Source organism: Rhodococcus sp. S3 (assembly GCF_058211795.1).
Genome location: NZ_CM177074.1, coordinates 4,615,062 through 4,633,424 on the forward strand (window position 1 = coordinate 4,615,062; position 18,363 = coordinate 4,633,424).

Annotated in this window: 18 protein-coding genes; 9 read left to right on the forward strand and 9 right to left on the reverse strand. The window is 66.0% G+C overall.

Annotated features, from left to right (window positions below; translation table 11 throughout):
- Nucleotide 1: 1 nt before the first annotated feature.
- The gene (locus AC0LPE_RS21320; protein WP_490606389.1) at nt 2–829 is read right to left on the reverse strand and encodes an IclR family transcriptional regulator; all 828 of its coding nucleotides are present in this window, start codon (nt 827–829) and stop codon (nt 2–4) included.
- Between the two features lie 386 nt (nt 830–1,215).
- On the opposite strand from AC0LPE_RS21320, the gene AC0LPE_RS21325 reads away from it, so the two are divergent.
- Nucleotides 1,216–2,529 (forward strand): bifunctional o-acetylhomoserine/o-acetylserine sulfhydrylase, encoded by a 1,314-nt coding sequence (locus tag AC0LPE_RS21325; protein ID WP_490605181.1) that lies wholly within the window; start codon nt 1,216–1,218, stop codon nt 2,527–2,529.
- 75 nt (nt 2,530–2,604) lie between these two features.
- Here the strand turns inward: AC0LPE_RS21325 and AC0LPE_RS21330 are convergent, their stop codons facing one another.
- The 5 genes from AC0LPE_RS21330 to AC0LPE_RS21350 all read right to left on the reverse strand — a co-directional run bounded on the left by AC0LPE_RS21330 (nt 2,605) and on the right by AC0LPE_RS21350 (nt 8,137).
- Nucleotides 2,605–2,970, reverse strand: a complete 366-nt coding sequence (locus AC0LPE_RS21330) for a hypothetical protein (protein ID WP_145690745.1) — start codon at nt 2,968–2,970, stop codon at nt 2,605–2,607.
- Complete coding sequence (locus tag AC0LPE_RS21335; RefSeq protein WP_088898685.1) at nt 2,967–3,671, reverse strand: ABC transporter ATP-binding protein; 705 nt, start codon at nt 3,669–3,671, stop codon at nt 2,967–2,969. The genes AC0LPE_RS21330 and AC0LPE_RS21335 overlap by 4 nt, the downstream gene beginning before the upstream one ends.
- Nucleotides 3,668–4,411: an ABC transporter ATP-binding protein gene (locus AC0LPE_RS21340; protein ID WP_106201124.1), complete on the reverse strand. Its 744-nt coding sequence runs from the start codon at nt 4,409–4,411 to the stop codon at nt 3,668–3,670. The genes AC0LPE_RS21335 and AC0LPE_RS21340 overlap by 4 nt, the downstream gene beginning before the upstream one ends.
- On the reverse strand, nt 4,404–6,674 hold the full coding sequence (locus AC0LPE_RS21345) for an ABC transporter permease (RefSeq protein ID WP_085470126.1): 2,271 nt from the start codon (nt 6,672–6,674) through the stop codon (nt 4,404–4,406). The genes AC0LPE_RS21340 and AC0LPE_RS21345 overlap by 8 nt, the downstream gene beginning before the upstream one ends.
- A gap of 65 nt (nt 6,675–6,739) precedes the next feature.
- The gene (locus AC0LPE_RS21350; protein ID WP_172414989.1) at nt 6,740–8,137 is read right to left on the reverse strand and encodes an ABC transporter substrate-binding protein; all 1,398 of its coding nucleotides are present in this window, start codon (nt 8,135–8,137) and stop codon (nt 6,740–6,742) included.
- A gap of 275 nt (nt 8,138–8,412) precedes the next feature.
- On the opposite strand from AC0LPE_RS21350, the gene casG reads away from it, so the two are divergent.
- The gene (gene casG / locus AC0LPE_RS21355; protein ID WP_490605182.1) at nt 8,413–10,077 is read left to right on the forward strand and encodes a steroid-24-oyl-CoA synthetase; all 1,665 of its coding nucleotides are present in this window, start codon (nt 8,413–8,415) and stop codon (nt 10,075–10,077) included.
- 16 nt (nt 10,078–10,093) lie between these two features.
- Here casG and AC0LPE_RS21360 read toward each other — a convergent pair whose 3' ends face one another.
- Nucleotides 10,094–10,972 (reverse strand): amidohydrolase family protein, encoded by an 879-nt coding sequence (locus AC0LPE_RS21360; protein WP_490605183.1) that lies wholly within the window; start codon nt 10,970–10,972, stop codon nt 10,094–10,096.
- Between the two features lie 173 nt (nt 10,973–11,145).
- On the opposite strand from AC0LPE_RS21360, the gene AC0LPE_RS21365 reads away from it, so the two are divergent.
- From AC0LPE_RS21365 to AC0LPE_RS21380, 4 genes are all read left to right on the forward strand, one after another.
- Nucleotides 11,146–12,150, forward strand: a complete 1,005-nt coding sequence (locus AC0LPE_RS21365; RefSeq protein ID WP_024102165.1) for a siderophore ABC transporter substrate-binding protein — start codon at nt 11,146–11,148, stop codon at nt 12,148–12,150.
- Between the two features lie 107 nt (nt 12,151–12,257).
- A complete protein-coding gene (locus AC0LPE_RS21370; protein ID WP_085470122.1) occupies nt 12,258–13,238 on the forward strand; it encodes an ABC transporter permease in 981 nt (326 codons plus the stop codon).
- A complete protein-coding gene (locus tag AC0LPE_RS21375; protein ID WP_085470121.1) occupies nt 13,231–14,331 on the forward strand; it encodes an iron chelate uptake ABC transporter family permease subunit in 1,101 nt (366 codons plus the stop codon). Before AC0LPE_RS21370 ends, AC0LPE_RS21375 begins: the two co-directional genes overlap by 8 nt.
- Entirely contained in the window at nt 14,328–15,083 is a 756-nt protein-coding gene (locus AC0LPE_RS21380) for an iron ABC transporter ATP-binding protein (protein ID WP_490605184.1), read from the forward strand. Before AC0LPE_RS21375 ends, AC0LPE_RS21380 begins: the two co-directional genes overlap by 4 nt.
- A gap of 1 nt (nt 15,084) precedes the next feature.
- Here the strand turns inward: AC0LPE_RS21380 and AC0LPE_RS21385 are convergent, their stop codons facing one another.
- Nucleotides 15,085–15,603: a ribonuclease H family protein gene (locus AC0LPE_RS21385; protein WP_026061190.1), complete on the reverse strand. Its 519-nt coding sequence runs from the start codon at nt 15,601–15,603 to the stop codon at nt 15,085–15,087.
- Nucleotides 15,604–15,672: 69 nt separating this feature from the next.
- Here AC0LPE_RS21385 and AC0LPE_RS21390 point away from each other — a divergent pair, with 69 nt between their 5' ends.
- The 3 genes from AC0LPE_RS21390 (at nt 15,673) to AC0LPE_RS21400 (ending at nt 17,731) form a co-directional block, all read left to right on the forward strand.
- Nucleotides 15,673–16,635 (forward strand): DNA-3-methyladenine glycosylase family protein, encoded by a 963-nt coding sequence (locus AC0LPE_RS21390; RefSeq protein ID WP_088898682.1) that lies wholly within the window; start codon nt 15,673–15,675, stop codon nt 16,633–16,635.
- Nucleotides 16,636–16,678: 43 nt separating this feature from the next.
- The gene (locus AC0LPE_RS21395; RefSeq protein WP_060650103.1) at nt 16,679–17,158 is read left to right on the forward strand and encodes a MarR family winged helix-turn-helix transcriptional regulator; all 480 of its coding nucleotides are present in this window, start codon (nt 16,679–16,681) and stop codon (nt 17,156–17,158) included.
- Between the two features lie 63 nt (nt 17,159–17,221).
- Nucleotides 17,222–17,731: an acyl-CoA thioesterase gene (locus tag AC0LPE_RS21400; RefSeq protein ID WP_490605185.1), complete on the forward strand. Its 510-nt coding sequence runs from the start codon at nt 17,222–17,224 to the stop codon at nt 17,729–17,731.
- Between the two features lie 71 nt (nt 17,732–17,802).
- Here the strand turns inward: AC0LPE_RS21400 and AC0LPE_RS21405 are convergent, their stop codons facing one another.
- The gene (locus AC0LPE_RS21405) at nt 17,803–18,192 is read right to left on the reverse strand and encodes a hypothetical protein (protein WP_088898680.1); all 390 of its coding nucleotides are present in this window, start codon (nt 18,190–18,192) and stop codon (nt 17,803–17,805) included.
- Nucleotides 18,193–18,363: the final 171 nt, after the last annotated feature.

Consider the following 18,363-nt stretch of genomic DNA (forward strand, 5'->3'; position numbering starts at 1 on the left):
GTCAGCCCACCTTCTCGGTGGCCTGCAGGTTGTCGTCGCGGTCCTGCTCCGGGAACAGCGTGCGCGTGATCTTCCGAGCGGTATCGGCGACGATCGGTGCCACCCACTCCAGGCGGGTCGAACGGGCGTCCGCTGCCAGCGACAGGGCGGCAACCGGGCCGTCGACGCCGCGGAGCGCGACACCCACGCATCCGATGCCCCGCGCGGCCTCCTCACGTTCGAATGCGACGCCACGACGCTTGCGGATGCGGTTGAGTTCCTGGTGCAGTGCGACGTGATCGCGGATGGTGCGCTCCGTGCACGGCACGAGCGCCTTGCCGTACAGCGCGTCGATGCGTTCGGGTTCGAGCCACGCGAGGATGGACTTGCCGGCCGCGGTGGCGTAGGCGGGGAACCGCCCACCTACCCGCGACGGCACGCTCGACGCGAGCTGCCCACCGACCTTGTCGAGGTAGAGCACCTCGTTGCCCTCGAGGACTGTCAGGTGGACGACGGCACCGGTCTGCATCGCCAGGTCGTGGAGATGCGGCGCAGCGGCCTCCCGGATACGGCGGTGGCCGGTGTCGCTGCCACCGAGGCCGAGGGCACGCGGGCCGAGGCAGTAACCGAAGGATGCGTGCTCGATCCAGTCGCGACGCACGAGGTGGTCGAGGATGCGGTGCACGGTCGAACGGGGCAACCCTGAGCGACAGGTGACCTCTTCGAGAGTGAGGGCGCCGCGGCTGTCGAAGGCCTCGAGGATGAGCGTCATCCGATCGACCATCGATGGAGGAAGTTCTCGCTTGGACGAGGTACCGACGGGCTCGAGCGCGGAGTCGACGGCAGTCAACTGCACCTCCAAAAGTCCTGGCCACGACCCTGCGCGCCTCATGAAACTGGAATCTGTTCCAGAACGTTAGCAGTAACAGCGGTCACACCGGAAGGGGTACACACAGACTGTAGGTACTCCGGAGTCGGTTTCCCGACGAGAGTGAATTCCTATGAGTCTGGTCGGAATCGTGCGGACAGGTTATTGTCGGGACCGTGAGCAAGACGTACGAGCGCGCGAGCCGGTCGCCGCACCGTCGTGCCCCCCTGTCGTGTATCCGCGGGTGCCGGGCCCGCTGACCGCCGCACCCGTTCCCGCCCCCTCGATGCTGCCCGACGGCGTCGTGTCCGGGGTCCGAAGGTCAGCATGTCGACGATCAGAACACATCCCGAACCCGGAGCAGAGCCATGAGCGACACCACCCCTGAAGCAACCGATCCCAGCGCGAACTGGAGCTTCGAGACCAAGCAGATCCACGTGGGCCAGCCCGCCGGTGGCGACACGAAGGCCCGGGCCCTGCCCATCTACCAGACCACCAGCTACACCTTCGACAACACCGATCACGCCGCTGCGCTGTTCGGCCTCGCCGAGCCCGGCAACATCTACACCCGCATCATGAACCCGACGCAGGACGCGGTCGAACAGCGCATCGCCGCCCTCGAAGGTGGCGTCGCCGCCCTCCTGCTCGCGTCCGGCCAGGCCGCCGAGACCTTCTCGATCCTCAACCTGGCACAGGCCGGCGACCACATCGTGTCGAGCCCGTATCTCTACGGCGGCACCTACAACCTGTTCCACTACACCCTGCCCAAGCTCGGCATCGAGGTCACCTTCGTCGAGGATCCCGACAACCTCGACCAGTGGCGCGAGGCCATCCGCGACAACACCCGCGCGTTCTTCGGTGAGACGATCGCCAACCCGAAGAACCACATCCTCGACCTGCCCGGCATCTCGGGCGTGGCCCACGAGAACGGGCTGCCGCTGATCGTCGACAACACGGTCGCCACCCCCTACCTGCTCCGCCCGCTCGAGCACGGCGCCGACATCGTCGTGCACTCGGCCACCAAGTACCTCGGCGGCCACGGCACGGCCATTGCCGGTGTCATCGTCGACGGCGGCACGTTCGACTGGACGCAGGGCCGCCACGCCGGTTTCACCACCCCGGACCCGAGTTACCACGGCGTCGTCTTCGCCGACCTCGGCGCCCCGGCCTACGCGCTCAAGGCGCGTGTGCAGCTGCTGCGCGACATGGGCGCGGCGGTCTCCCCGTTCAACGCCTTCCTCATCTCGCAGGGCCTCGAGACGCTGAGCCTGCGGATCGAGCGGCACGTGGAGAACGCGCAGAAGGTCGCCGAGTTCCTCGAGGGGCGTCCGGAGATCACCTCCGTCGCCTACGCCGGCCTGAAGTCGTCGCCCTGGTACGACCGCGCCCGGCAACTCACCCCGCGCGGTGCCGGCGCGATCGTGGTGTTCGAGCTCTCCGGGGGCATCGACGCCGGCAAGCGGTTCGTCAACGCGTTGACCCTGCACAGTCACGTCGCGAACATCGGCGACGTCCGCTCGCTGGTCATCCACCCCGCGTCGACGACCCACTCGCAGCTCACCGGCGAGGAGCAGATCGCTGCGGGTGTCACTCCGGGTCTCGTGCGACTCGCCGTGGGCATCGAGAACATCGACGACATCCTCGCCGACATCACCACCGGACTCGAGGCTGCGGGTAGCTGACCCCGAAGGATTCGAAAGACGCGACGGCCCACCCCCTTTCGGGATGGGCCGTCGCCGCGTTCGGCGTATGCGCGATCAGTCGTTGCGTGCGAGCGCCTGTGCGATCCGCTCGGCCTGCGTGCTGCTCTCGAGCAACTGCCTGACCAGCCACAGACGCAGGACACGGGTGACCGCGGCGGCGAGATAGACCGCCACACCGACCAGGGTGACGGCCACGAAGCCGAGGGCGAGCAACTGATAGGACAGGAGATCGCGGGTGTCGGAGAGAGTGAGCGACGCAATGTAGACGACGAAGACCGCGACGGCGCCGATCACCATCAGGGCCAGACCGACGAGTCGGGCTCTCCCCCCCGAATCCGAACGGGGAGCGTCGAGACCCAGCGCTGCGACATCCTTCTTGAACTGTTCACGTCGCTCGTCGACGAGTGCGGTCATGGTCATCCTCCTAGATAGGTGGTGGAAAGTTCTTCTTCGATCTCCGCCGGATCGCCTGTGCGCACCACCCGGCCCTGCAACATCAGCGCGGCGCTGGTGGCGATCGGGAGTACCGCTCGCGCGAACTGTTCGGCTACGAGGATCGACACACCCTCGGCGGCGAGCTCGCCGACGATCTCGTAGATCTGGGAGACGATGCGCGGTGCCAGGCCCATCGACAGTTCGTCGAGCAGGAGCACCGTGGGATGGGTACCGAGTGCCCGCGACAGCGCAAGCATCTGCTGTTCGCCGCCGGACATCGAACCGGCCAGCTGCGACCGGCGCTCACCGAGAACCGGGAATCGCGTGTACGCCACCTCTTCGAGGTCTGCGAGCGAAACACCGGTGCCGGTTCCGATCCACAGGTTCTCGCGCACGGTGAGGTTGGGGAAGATGCCGCGCCCCTCGGGAATCGAGCACACCCCCAGACGCGCGAGTTCCGCTGCGGACACACCGTTGACGACCCGGCCGGCCAACCGGAACTCACCCGACGAGATCGGGTGGATCCCCGAGCACACGCGCAGGGTCGTCGTCTTACCTCCGCCGTTCGGCCCGAGCAGGGCGACCACCGCGCCCGGTTCGAGTACGAGGTCCACGCTGCGCAGCACCTCGATCGCGCCGTATCCGGCCCGGACACCCGACAGTTCGAGCAACGGTTCGACGCTCATACCGCTTCCTCCTCGGTGCCGATGTAGGCGTTGATCACTGCAGGATCGTTCTTGATCTCGTCCGGAACACCGCTTGCCAGCACCGCACCGTAGTCGAGCACGTGGATCCGCGAGCAGATCTTCATCACGAGCGGAATGTCGTGTTCGACGAGGCAGATCGCGAGGCCGTCCTTCGCCAGGTCGCCGAGCAGCGCGGCGAAGGCCTCGGTTTCCTGCTCGGTCTGCCCGGACGCGGGCTCGTCGAGCAGCAGCACGCGCGGAGAGGTCATCAACGCGCGGGCGACCTCCACGACGCGGGCACGTCCGGTGGGTACGTCGGAGACGTCGGTGCTCGCGATGTCGGCCAGTCCGGTCAGTTCGAGGAGCCTGTCGACCTCCTCGTCCACGTCGATCTTGTTGTGCTCGTTGGCGTTGTGGATGTCTCCCGCCACTCGGAGGTTGTCGCGCACGGACAGCGACACGAACAATTCGAGACGCTGGAACGTGCGGGCCATGCCCCTGCGGGCCCGTTTGTAGGGCGGCAGTGAGGTGATGTCACGACCGTCGAGGAAGACCGTGCCGGCCGTCGGCCGTTGCAGGCCGGTGATCGTGTTGAACAGCGTCGTCTTCCCGGCCCCGTTGGGTCCGATCAGGCCCGTCACCGTTCCCGGTTCGATTCCGATGCTCACGTCCTTGACCGCGACGTGACCGCCGAATCGGACTGTGATACCGCGCGTTTCCAGAATGGGTGCCTCAACCATGAGGAATCAGTTCCTTCTCCGATCCGGTGGCACGTGCGGCCAGAAGTTCGTCGATGCCGAGCTCGCGATCGATCTCGTCCCGCGCCTGCTCGGTGTAGGGCTCGTCGATTCCGACCCGCTCGGGAACCAGCGGCGCGCGACGTTGCGCTTCCTCCGCGCCGAGCACCGCCTCGGGCATCAGCCACTGCCCCATCACCGGCAGCATGAACACCGTGGCGATGGTGATCGACGCGAACCACCAGTTGTCGAGCACGCCGACGAGCGCGAGCAGGTACGACGCGAGGACCACCGCAGCTCCGCCGACCAGCACGGGCTTCGCGTTCTTCAGGTGACGGTAGCCTTCCACCATCTGGTGGACGCTGCCGCTCGGGTTCGCCGCGACGCCGATACCGATGAGAGCGGGACTCACTGCGGCGACGTGACCGAGGAAGGTCCACAAACCGGCCAGTTCCGGTTGTCCCGCGGAGAGATTGGAGAACGAGACCATAATGACGGCGAAACCGACACCCGACAGCAGACCGCCGAACAGCGCACCGGAGACGTAACCGATACCGGCCACGACGGTGAGCATCAGCAGCGACAGACTCACCATGATCGAGAAGCTCTCGTTCGACACCGAGCCCATCGCACTCGACATGAACAGTCCGCCCAGGCCGGCGATGCCCGCCGACAGGGTGAAGACGCCGAGTTTGAGGCGCACCAGGCTCTGGCCGAGCATTGCCGCCGCGGCGGGGCTGTCCTTCATCGCGGCGAGCCGGCGCCCGTAGCCGCTGTTGCGCAGGGCGATGATGCCTACGCCGAGAACGGCGAAGATCACCGTCACCGTCATGAGGAAGGTCGTCTCGTTCCGCAGGTCGAGAGGGCCGACCTTCAATGGCGGGATCGCGATGTTGCCATCGGTGAACAGCGAGAACCTGATGCCGAACAGCTCGTGCTGGGTCGTGTCGCGCAGCACCATGTTCGACAGGAACACACCGAACGCCATCGTGGCCAGGGCGAGATAGAGGCCGCGCAACCGCAGGGCCGGCAGCGCGATGAGCCCGCCGATCACGGCCGTGACGGCGACGCCGAGCGCCACGCCCCACAGGTTCAGGTGGGCGGCCAGTCCGCTCCCGGAGATACCGAAGTGGAACGCCACGATCGTCGCGATGGCACCGAAGGATACCGGCGCGAGGTTCATCTCGCCCGCGTATCCGGTCAGCAGGGTCAGCGACAACGCGATGATCGCGAAGGTCATGCCGATCGTGAGGGTCGTGACCGCCGACGTCACCATGAGCAGGCGGATGGCATAGACGATGACGACGAGCGCGACCGCCCAGGCGATCGCCTTGCGCACCGACGGCACGTGGTAGCGCTCCCGGGTCCGGGTGACGGCACCGCGCAACCGATCCTGCGGCAGTACGACGAGAACCACGAACAGCGCGATCATCGGCAGGGACACTCGCAGATTCGACGTCCATGTCCACGCGGTCGGGAAGTAGGCGAGCACGTATGTGGCTGCCAGGCCGAGGAACAGCGCACCGGCGAAGGTACGCGGAATGCTGCGCAGCCGGCCGAACATCGCCGCCGCGAACGCGTCGATGACGAGCAAGGTCAGCATGTTCGCTTCGAGGGTGCCACCGTTGATCGGTGTCACGAGAACACCCGCCAGGACCGCGAGAGTCGAGCCCATCATCCAGGACAGTGCGGCGAGCCGGTCGGGGTCGTGCCCGTTCAGGCGCAGCAGATCGGGATCGTCGACCACACCTCGCATCGCCACTCCGACGCGGGTGCGCACGAACATGATTCGTAGTCCGACGGCGATGAGTACCGCGGCGGCGAGGCAGATCAGTTCGTGGTAGCGGATGGTGACACCGAAGAGCTCGATCCTCGCCTGGTCGCCGAAGAACATCGTCATGGTGCGTGCAGTCTCGGGATGCCAGAACCAGTGCGACACCGAGACCATGCCGAGCAGGATCGACACCGTGACGACGATCTTGGTGACCTCGGCGGTGTCACGCATCCCGCGCATGATCACGACGTAGAGCAGCAGGCCCATCATCGGACCGAGGACGCCCAGCACGAGAAGCAGCGCGATGGGCGTGGGCAGGCCCCAGCCGTAACGCAGTTGCCAGTAGGCGAACGCACCGAGCATCGCCTGCGCGCCGTGCGCGAAGTTGAAGATGCCGGACGTGTTGTAGGTGAGAACGAGGCCCGATGCAGCGATCGCGTAAACCGATCCGAGCACCAACCCCACGATCGTGAAGGTCAGAAAGGTGTCCATACGAGTACCTCTGGTCGGGGTGCCGGCGAGCGCGTGTCACGCCTCGCCGGCACCGGGCGCTCGGATCAGACGGTCGGCCTGATGACGTTGGGGTTCAGATATTTCGTCGCGATGCGGTCGGGTCCGAGTTCGGTGCCCCACGTACTCGGATCGGTCGCGACGCGATAGCGGTCGTCGCACTCGAAGGTGCCCGCCTCCGCGGGGAACGCCTGGGTGTATTCGGCGCCTTCGAGTTTCACGACGAGCCCGCAGGTCGCGGGCATGTTGTTCCCGGGGTCGGTGACCGCGTGCAGACCACCGCCGTCCCACTCGTGGATCCGGGACAATTCGTCGATGACGCACTGCCGGGACAGGTCCGATCCGCAGGCGTCCGCAGCGGTAGCCCACAACAGGAACGAAGAAGTGGCCTGCATGCCGAGCAGCGCGGTCTTGCCGTCCTGCTCGGTGACGAGCTCGACGTACTTCTTCACGGCCGGCACAGCATCGGCGTTCTCGATCATCTGGAAGGTCATGCCGGCGTGGAGGTTGTCGAGCAGACCGTTCTCACCGTTCCATGCCTGAGCGGCATTGCCGTACCAGGTGGCCTCACCGAGCAGGATCGGGTCGATTCCGGCCTGGTCGAGCGCCTTCACGAAGTTGAATTCGGCCGGCACCGGAGAACGGGAGGTCCACAGGCCCTTGACGCCGCACTGCTTGAACTTCTCGGCGAAGGGCGCGTAACTCGACTCGCCCTCGTAGTTGAGCGTGACACCGCAGTTCTTCAGCGTGAAACCGGCTGCCTCGGCGACGGACCGGATCTTGGTGCTGGCCGAGATGATCGTGGGCATCGTGCTGTCGATGACGTCGAACTCGCCGAGCAGGTCCGGGTACATCTCGGCGATCTGGAACCACTGCGAACCGTTCGCATAGTCGACCGGGAACGGGACGCCCTGGTAGGTCATCGGGCCGTTGGCCGCGTCGGGGGACACGGTGAAGGCGGGGACAGCGGCGAGGTTGCACGCGACCCGGGTCTGCTCCGAGGTCTGGTCCATGGCGAAGCCGTGACCGACCATCATGAACTCGCTCGCACATGCATTCTGCATGACGGCGTTGGCCTGCGTCATCGCAGCGTCGTAGTGGGTACCGACGATCGTGCGGCCGTTGATGCCACCCTGGGCGTTGCACCAATCGATCATGGCGGAGACGGCGTCACCGATCTCCTTGTTGAGTCCGGGGCTCTTCGAATAGCCCCGGTCGTCGCCGTAACCGATCCGGATCTCGGAATCGGACACTCCTTGGTCGGTACTTCCTGCCGCTTCGCCCGGCCCGCATGGAGACGAAAGGGTTCCGAACGACTCCTCGACCGACAGGGACGCTCCAGTTCCGGCGGCTGCCGCCGGAGCGAGGGCGCCCGCCGACGAGTCGGCGCCGCGATCCGACGCACAAGCGGACGTCGCCACTACGATGGCGAACAGACCCGCCATCGATTTCGAGGCAGCACTGAGTTTCACGACGATGGACTCCTTGGTCTCGGTCCGGGCCGAAGCGCGATCCGGGGGGCGCCGGACGGTGGGCCGGGTGTCGCGAAGGTAGCCACCCGGCCGAGTGAGACCTGCGCCACTCCCACTCACCGGGACCGATTTGTGACAGTCGACACAGGGTTTAGGGTGTGATGCTCCACGTCACCAGCAACAGTTCTCCGATCCTTCCGTGTACGCGCTGCGCGACGACGAACGTGCGGGCCGAGAAAGGCGAATCCTTGACAGCACAAGCCGATCTGCAGCAGATGCTTCAGCAGGTCGTTTCCCAGCTCACCGGCCCCGGTGGCCGCTTCGAAATCGTCGAAGAGGACGTGCGCGGAAACCGGATGCAGGTCATGCGCAACCGCGACCGGCGCATCGGCGACCTCGTCGCCGCGTCCCGGAAATGGGGCGACCGCGACTACCTCGTGACGGCCGATCGCCGCCTGTCGTTCACCGAGCACGCCGACGCTGTAGCTGCCCTGGCGACCGCCCTGCGCGACGAGCACGGCGTGGAGAAGGGCGACCGGGTCGCGATCCTTGCGGCCAACTCACCCGAATGGATCATCACCTTCTGGGCCGCCCAATGCCTGGGCGCAATCGCCGTGGGGCTGAACTCCTGGTGGACGCCGTCCGAAATCGCCTACGGCGTGAACATGGTGCGACCCAAGGTGATCGTCGCCGACGCCAAGCGCGCCGATCTGCTGGCCGGAGCACAGGTCTCCGGCTTCGAACTGCTCACCACCGAACACGACGTGCCTCGGATCGTGGCCGCCGCGTCCGGCACCGAACTGCCGTCGGCCGACGTGGAGGAGGACGATCCCGCGGTCATCCTGTTCACGAGCGGCACCAGTGGACGTCCCAAGGGGGCGTTGCACTCCCACCGCAACGTGCTCGCCGTCGTCGACTACCACCGGTACTCCGATGCTCTGGTGGCCGCGATGCAGCGGCGCTCCTACGACGACTCGGTGCCCAACGACAACCGGTACCTCCTGACCTCGCCGTTGTTCCACATCGCAAGCCTGCACAACCTGGCGGTGCCACGCCTCGCGACGGGAAGCGCCGCCGTTCTGACGGAAGGCGGGTTCGACGTCGACAAGGTCTTCGCGCTCATCGAGCGTGAGAGGGTCACCAACTGGGGCGCGGTGCCGACGATGGCGTCGCGCATGCTCGAGCACGAGAACACCGACAAGTACGACCTCAGCTCGCTCACCGCGTTCGCGCTGGCCTCGGCACCGTCCTCCCTTGAGTTCAAGAAGCGTCTGCAGGCGAAGTTCCCCTTTGCGCAGCAGGCCCTGGTGGACAGCTACGGACTGACCGAGTGCAGCACTGCGATCGCCATGGCGACGGCCCCGGAGATCGAGGCGTTCCCGGGCACGCTCGGCTCCCCCATCATCACGGTGAGCATGGAGATCCGCGACCCGTTCGGTGAGCGGGTTCCCGACGGCACCGAGGGCGAGATCTGCGTCCGCAGTCCCTATGTGATGCTCGGGTACTGGGAGGACCCGGCTGCGACGGACGCGGCTGTCACCTCGGACGGATGGCTACGTACCGGCGACTACGGAACGCTCGAGAACGGCCGCCTGCGGCTCACGGGCCGGCGATCCGATCTCATCCTGCGCGGCGGCGAGAACGTCTATCCCACGGAGATCGAACAGCGCCTCGACGAGCACCCCGACGTCGTCGAGAGCGCCGTGATCGGCGTGGACCACGAGGATCTGGGGCAGGAGGTCGCGGCCGTCGTCGTGCTGCGACCCGGCAGCGCGATCACCGAGGACGAGTTGCGAGCCTTCTGCGCCGAGCGACTGGCCTACTACAAGGTGCCCACAGTTTGGCGGATCACGCGGGATCTACTCCCCCGCAACGCGACCGGCAAGATCATCCGACGCTCGATCACCGTCTGATCGGCGAGCACACCGGTCACCCGTCCAGCCCGAACAGCGACGTGGCATTCTCGCGGCACACCGCGCGGATCCACTCGCTGTCGGGCGCGACGCGTTCGAGCACCTGGAGCTGATGGAGGTAGCTGTACGGGATGTTCGGAAAATCCGTGCCGAGTAAGATCTTCCGTCGTAATGCGCCCAGACGCGGAAGCTGATCTTCCGGGAAGGGTGTGTCCTCCTCGACGAAATCGGTGAACGCCATAGTCGTGTCGAGATACACCCGCTCGTATTGCTCGGCGAGGTCGAGGAACTCGCGGTACTCGGGCAGACCCATGTGCGCGACGATCACCGTCAGCTGCGGGTACCGGCGCATGAGCTCCTGCATCGGGGCGGGACCGGTGTACGTGCCGGGCGCCGGGCCCGACCCGCAGTGCACGACGATCGGCACGCCCGAGTCCTCGAGCAGGCCCCACACGTCGTCGAGGAGCGGGTCGAGCGGCGAGTAGTCGCCGACCTGGATGTGGGATTTGAACACACGCGCGCCCGCCTCGATCGCCGACGCGACGTACTTCTTCGCCTCGGCCTCCGGATAGAAGGTGGCGGTGTGGAGGCAGTCGGGGGTCCGGGCCGCGAAGTCGGCGGCCCACGAGTTGAGCCACGCCGCCATCTCCGGCTTGTGCGGGTACAGCATGGCGGTGAACCTGTGCACCCCGAAGTCGCGGAGACGCGCGACGCGTTCCTCCTCGTCGTGCCGGTAGGTGATCGGCCAGGGCCGTCCGACGAGCGGACCTGCGGAGTCGAAATACGCCCAGACCTTGTCCATGACCTGGCGGGGCATGAAGTGGGTGTGAACATCGATGAGGTCGTCGACGCCGTGACGGCGCCGGAACTGCGCTACCTGTTCGATTTCGTTCACGGTGCGACCGTACCGAAGTGACGCCGACCGAGGGGACCCGGCAGAAAAATACCAGGTCACAGGTGACATCCGACCCAGCACCGGACATTCCCCGAGGTTAGGTTAACCTAACCATCACATAGGGTGTCCTAAATGCCTTATCCATTCCCTGTGATCGAACCCAAGGAACATCGATGAACGCATCCCGCCTGTACCGAGGTGCCGTACTCGGCACCCTGGCTGCCCTCGCCCTGACGGCATGCTCGAGCGACCCGGCCACCGAGTCGTCCGACACCGCCGCCGCCACCGTCACGGTCGAGGACAACTTCGGTACGCAGACCGTCACCGTGCCGCCCAAGTCCGTGGTCGCCACCGACAACGGCACGTTCGAGACGCTCGATACGTGGGGCGTTCCCCTCGCCGCAGGCGCGGTCTCGCTGATGCCGAAGACGATCTCCTACACCGAGGACGACAGCATCGTCGATCTGGGATCGCATCGTGAACCCAATCTCGAAGCCGTCGTCGCGGTCGAGCCGGATCTGATCATCAACGGCGGGCGCTACGCGCAGTTCAGGGAGCAGTTCGAGGAGCTCGCACCGGACGCCACCATCGTCGAGGTCGCGCCGCGCGACGGCGAGGACTTCGCCGAGGAACTCAAGCGCGGCACCACTGTCCTCGGTGAGATCTTCGCCAAGGAAGCGGAGGCACAGGAACTCAACGACGCGTTGGACGCGTCGATTGCCCGCGTCCAGGCCGCATACTCTCCGGATCAGTCGGTGATGGGTCTGATCGTCTCCGGCGGCGAGATCGGTTACGTCGCCCCGAGCACCGGGCGCACCATCGGCCCCATGTTCGACATCTTCGGCCTCACCCCGGCTCTCGAGGTTCCCGAAGGCACCGACAACCACCAGGGTGATGACATCTCCGTCGAAGCTATCGCCGCATCCAACCCGGGCCTGATCATCGTCATGGACCGTGACGCGGGTACCTCGACCGGTGGCGGCCCCGACTACGTGCCGGCGACCACGGTCATCAACGACTCGCAGGCACTGCAGAACGTGAAGGCAGTCCAGGAGGGCAACATCATCTACCTGCCCGCCGACACCTACACCAACGAGAGCATCCAGACCTACACGGAGTTCTTCAACTCCCTGGCGGACCTGCTCGAGAAGAACGCGCAGACCGCAGAGAACAAGTGACCTCCGCGCAGAGCGCAACGAAGTACTGAATTCACAGTGTCGACCGCCGTGGACTCGGCCGCGAGCCGGGTCCACGGCCGACGTGCTTCCGGAGCAGAGATGCCGAAATGACGACCCAAGCCCTACCGTCCCGAACGCGGGAAAGACTTTTCGACCGGAAACTGCTGCTGGGTTTCCTCGGCGTCGGCGCCCTGCTGATCGCCTCACTGTTCACCGGGGTGTTCGACATCTTCGGCGGTGACTTCGGCTGGGAGATGTTCAACATCACCCGCGTCCCTCGCACGATCGCCCTGGTGCTGGCCGGGGCTGCGATGGCGATGTCCGGACTCGTCATGCAGTTGCTCACCCAGAACCGCTTCGTCGAACCGACGACCACCGGCACGACGGAGTGGGCAGGATTGGGGTTGCTGATCATGATGATCGTCGTCCCGACCGCAGGTCTTCTGCCCAGAATGATCGGCGCCGTCGTGGCGGCCTTCATCGGAACGATGATCTTCTTCCTGTTCCTCCGGCGAGTGCAACTGTCCTCGTCGCTGATCGTGCCCATCGTCGGCATCATGCTGGGCGCCGTCGTCGGCTCCATCACCACCTACATCGCTCTCGCCACCGACAAACTCCAGAGCCTGGGCATCTGGTTCGCGGGGAGTTTCACGTCGATCATCAAGGGCCAGTACGAGGTTCTCTGGATCGTCGCGGTCGTCGCGGTCCTGGTGTTCATCGCCGCCGACCGATTCACCGTCGCCGGTCTCGGTGAGGACGTCGCGACCAACGTCGGCCTGAACTACAACCGCATCATCCTGCTGGGAACCGGCCTCATCGCGATTGCCACCGGAGTGGTCACCGTCGTGGTCGGTTCGCTTCCCTTCCTCGGGCTCATCGTCCCCAACATCGTGTCGATGTTCCGCGGCGACGATCTGCGCAGCAATCTCCCCTGGGTCTGCCTGCTCGGTATCGCCATCGTGACCGTCTGCGACCTGATCGGCCGGACGATCATCATGCCGTTCGAGATCCCGGTATCACTCATCCTCGGCGTCATCGGCTCCGTCGTCTTCATCGCCATGCTTCTGCGGAGTCGCCGCAATGTCTGACATCACCGAGTCGATCTCCCCGGCAGAATCGATCCCCACGGCATCGATCCCCACAGCTCCGCCGACCGCCGCGACGGCAACAAGGGCCGAGCGCACAGGCTCCGGCGCATTCGCGACCGCGCGACAGCTACGCCGCTACTGGATTCTCGTGGGGACTCTCACGCTCCTCTCGGTCGTCATCGCCGTGGGCATCGTGACCTGGGACAATCCGATGCCCTTCGGGACCGCAGGCTTCTGGCGGATCACGCAGATGCGCGCGACCAACCTGGTCGTGATCGCGATCGTCGTCGTCTGCCAGGCCGTTGCGACGGTCTCGTTCCAATCTGCGACGAACAACCGCATCATCACCCCGTCGATCATGGGATTCGAGGCCCTCTACGTCGCGATCCAGACCGCCGCCGTCTTCTTCCTGGGCGCGGTCGGAGTCACGGCGCTCACGGGGGTGCCGCAGTTCGCACTCATGGTCGTATTGATGGTCGGCTTCTCGCTGATGCTCTACGGATGGCTGCTCTCCGGCAAGTACGGGAACATGCAGGTGATGCTCCTCGTCGGCATCGTCCTGGGTGGCGGTCTCGGATCCGTGGCGACCTTCATGCAGCGCATGCTCACCCCCAGCGAGTTCGACATCCTCACCGCCAAGCTGTTCGGGTCGGTCTCCAATGCGGATGCCTCCTACCTACCGCTGGCGATCCCGCTCTGTATCGGGGCGGCAGGAACACTGTGGTGGCGTTCCCGCAGACTCAACATCATTGCGCTGGGCAAGGACGTCACCACGAATCTCGGCCTGGACCACCGCCGAGAGATCATGCTCGTACTGTTTCTCGTGTCGGTCCTCATGGCCACCACCACCGCGCTCGTCGGCCCGCTGACGTTCCTCGGCTTCCTCGTCGCGACGTTGGCCTACCAGTTCGCGACCACACACGATCACCGCTTCGTGTTCCCGGTGGCGATCCTGACCGGGTTCGTCATCCTCGGGGGCGCCTACTTCGTTCTGAAGAACATCTTCTACGCAGAGGGTGCCGTGTCCATCATCATCGAGGCCGTCGGCGGCACGGCCTTCCTCTACGTGATCCTTCGGAAGGGCAGACTGTGATCGAGATCAAGGGTCTCCGTAAGGAATACAGCGAGACGGTCACGATCGGTGAGATCGATCTGACCATTCCCGCAGGCGGCATCACGGCCCTGGTCGGACCGAACGGTGCGGGCAAGTCGACGATGCTGACCATCGTGGGCCGCTTGCTCGGGGCCGACGCCGGCACCATCGAGATCGCCGGCTACGACGTGTCGAGCACTGCCTCGAAGGACCTCGCGAAGATCGTCTCGATCCTCCGCCAGGAGAACCACTTCGTCACCCGCCTGACGGTGCGGCAACTCGTCGGGTTCGGCCGATACCCGCACTCGAAGGGCCGACTCACCCGCAAGGACGAGGAGGCCATCAGCAACGCCATCGAGTTCTTCGACCTCACCGACCTCGAACACCGCTACCTGGACCAACTGTCCGGAGGACAACGCCAGCGAGCCTATGTGGCCATGGTGCTGTGCCAGGACACCGACTACATCCTCCTGGACGAACCGCTGAACAACCTGGACATGAAGCATTCGGTCCAGATGATGAAGCATCTTCACAAGGTGGCCGTCGAATTGGGGCGCACGGTCGTCATCGTGCTGCACGACATCAATTTCGCAGGCCACTACGCGGACCGGATCTGCGCGATGAAGGACGGCAAGGTCGTCGAGTTCGGAACCCCGGAAGAGATCTTGGTGGACGAGACCTTGACGCGCGTCTTCGATACTCCGGTGACGTGCGTCGAAGGACCCAACGGCCGCCTCGCCGTCTACTACTGACTCAGAACAAGGTCAGTTCGGCGTCGTCGGCGCGCTTCGGCGGCTTGTGCGCGACCACGGGCGTGCTGGGCACCTCGATTGGTCCGGGCTTCGCCGCGATCTCGCGGGCGGCCTGGCCGGCGAGCGTGTCGGCCATCTCGTTGAAGTGGTTGCCGACGTGCCCGCGCACCCAGCGGAACCGCACCGGACCGGTGCGGTCGGTGAGCTCGCGGTCGATGGCGCGCACAAGTTCGAGGTTCTTCACCGGCGCGCCGGTGGCCGTCTTCCAGCCCTTGCGCTTCCATCCGGGCAGCCATTCGGAGGCGCACTTGATCGCGTACTGCGAATCGGATTCGATGATCATCGGCTCGGCGCCGGGATGCGCCCGCAGCGCCTCGAGCACCGCCCGGAGCTCGGCGATCTGGTTCGTGCCCGAACGCTCACCGCCCGACGCGCTGGGCCCCTCGTGATTGACCCACGCCCACCCGATGGCGCCACCGGGATTGCGAAGGCAGGATCCGTCGGTGCTCACGATGATCATGCGCCCGACCATAGCCGCACCCTCCGACACCACGAAAGTCGGCTCCAGCGCCCGGAGTACGGTAGGACGGTGACCGTGTCCGACGAGCGAGGCCGTCGCATCGCGAGCGTGGCGGACGAAGCACCTCTCGACACCCGCGTGCGCGTGCCGTGGCCCGTCGATGTTGTGCGCACCCTGCGCCCGCTGCAGCGCGGGCCGTGGGATCCGTGTCATCGCGTCGTCGCAGGCGCCGTCTGGCGCACCTCCCGCATGGACACCGGTGCCGTGACGTATCGGCTCACCCAGGACGGCCCGCACGGTGCGCGGTGCCTGGCGTGGGGCCCGGGCGCATCCGAGCTGGGCGATCAGCTTCCGGCGCTGCTCGGCGCCGACGACGACCCGTCCGGCTTCGTACCCGAGCATCCCCTGCTCGTCGAGGCGCACCGACGCATGCCCGCCCTGCGCATCACCCGCACGGGCCGGGTGCTCGAATCCCTGGTGCCGGCCGTCCTGGAACAGCGGGTGCACGGGGTGGCGGCGTTCGCGTCCTGGCGTCGTCTCGTCACGTGGTTCGGCGATCCGGCGCCCGGCCCGGCCCCGGAGGGCATGCGCGTGCCGCCCTCCGCGGAGACCTGGCGGACCGTACCGTCCTGGGAGTTCCACCGGGCGAACGTCGACCCCGGCCGCGCACGCACCGTGGTGCGGTGCGCGCAGGTCGCCGACTCGCTCGAACGTCTCGTCCACGAACCGTCCGCCGACGCCCGGCGGAAGCTGCGGGTCGTTCCGGGAGTGGGCGTGTGGACGGCCGCGGAGGTCGCCCAGCGCGCGTTCGGCGACACCGATGCGCTCTCCGTCGGCGACTACCACCTCGCGAAGGTCGTCGGATGGGCACTGCTCGGCCGTCCCCTCGACGACCCCGGCATGATCGAATATCTCGAACCGCTACGCCCGCAACGTTATCGGGCCGTTCGATTGATCGTGGAGTCCGGTGGGTACGCGCGGGTTCCGAAGCGCGGGCCTCGCACCCCGATCACCGACCATCGTCGGCGGTGACGGGGTCTCGATCCGGCGCGCCCGTCCTCGTAGACTCGGTCACATGTCCGCCACCCACGACGCGGCCGGCCCCGATCGGCTCGGACACCTCCCGAGCTATCTGATGACCCAGGCGGCGCGACACGTGCATCGCGTCGTGTTCGATCGCCTCGACTCCGCCGATGCCCGCGGTCACCACTACCGGATCCTGGCCGCCCTCGAGGAATACGGTCCGTCCAGTCAGATCGACCTCGCCCGTCGCTGCGGCCTCGATCGCAGCGACGTCGCCGCCGCCGTCGACGCACTCGTCGACCGTCGTTTCGTCGTACGCGCCGCCGACCCCACCGATCGGCGACGCAACATCATCACCCTCCCCCAGCGCGGGCGCCGACGACTGTTCGATCTCGACCGGATGCTCACCGCGGCGCAGGACGAGGCGTTCGCTCCCCTCGACGCAGCCGAACGCGCACAGCTCACCGCGATGCTGACCAGGATTGTCGAGTATCACACCAGGCCTGCGCCGATTTCCGCGCAGCAGTCGTAGGCTTGTAGAGGTGCATCCGACGGAGATCCCGCCGCGAGCACGATCTACGAAAGGACCTTCGGCGTGCAGGCCAAACCTTGCCGAGAATCACGAGTCGTCAAGACCAGCAGGGTGTTTCCCAACGACGTCAACGACCACAACACGTTGTTCGGCGGGAAGCTGATGAGCGACATCGACATGACCGCGTCGATCTCGGCGACACGTCACAGTCGCGCGTCGGTTGTGACGGCGTCGACCGACTCCGTGGCCTTCCTCGAACCCGTTCGCCCGTCCGATTCGGTGTGCCTCGAATCGTTCGTGACCCGGACCGGACGCAGCTCGATGGAGGTCTTCGTCAAGGTCACCGCCGAGGATCTGCGCAGCGGTGAGCGACGCATCGCCGCGACCGCCTTCCTCACCTTCGTCGCGGTCGACGACGGCGGTCGCCCCATGCAGGTGCCACCGGTGCTGCCCGAGTCCGACGAGGAACGCAAGCTCAACGAGTCCGGTGACGAGCGAGCGGAACGCCGCCGCATGCACCGCGCGCAGAGTCAGGAGATGGCGAAGTTCCTCACCACCAGCCGCCCGTGGTGAGGTAGGGCCGCACGCACCCGCCGTCGAGTCGTGATCAACCGTCAGTGCTCGAAAAGTGCTCTGTCAGGACATCATTCGGGTTGACTGCTGCCGAAGGACGGCGATTGTTGTACGGGTACGGCGGGTGTCTCAGCGGGAACTGTGACGACCGTGGCTCCCTGCTCGACCGCGAAGGACGTGAGCGGGAACAGCGCGAGGATTTCTTCGATACCGGGATAGTCCGAGGCCCACATCGCGGTGGAATCAGCGTTCCCGCACGACGCCAACGCGACATAGGAGCCGGCAGGTACGTCCGCAATGACCTGCGTGCTGGTTCCCGGCGCTACCGGCCCCTGCTCGTAGAGGGACTGTCCGGCTCCGACGACTTCCCAGACCGGGGGCAGTATCCCGTCCGGTGCGTTGCCGAGAGAAGTCGAGCAGATCAACTCCTCGCCGGTGTTGTTGACGATGGTGTTGGTCACGCTCGTGCCGTCGACGGAGAACGAGTACCGAACGTCCTCGGCCTCCGCTGCTCCTGCTACTCCTGGGATCACTACAGCCGCAGGGACAACAAAGGTGGTGATCACTGCAGCACGGGCGCGATGTCGCATCGGTGGTCCTTACTGTCGTCAGATAACGGAATTCATGTGATC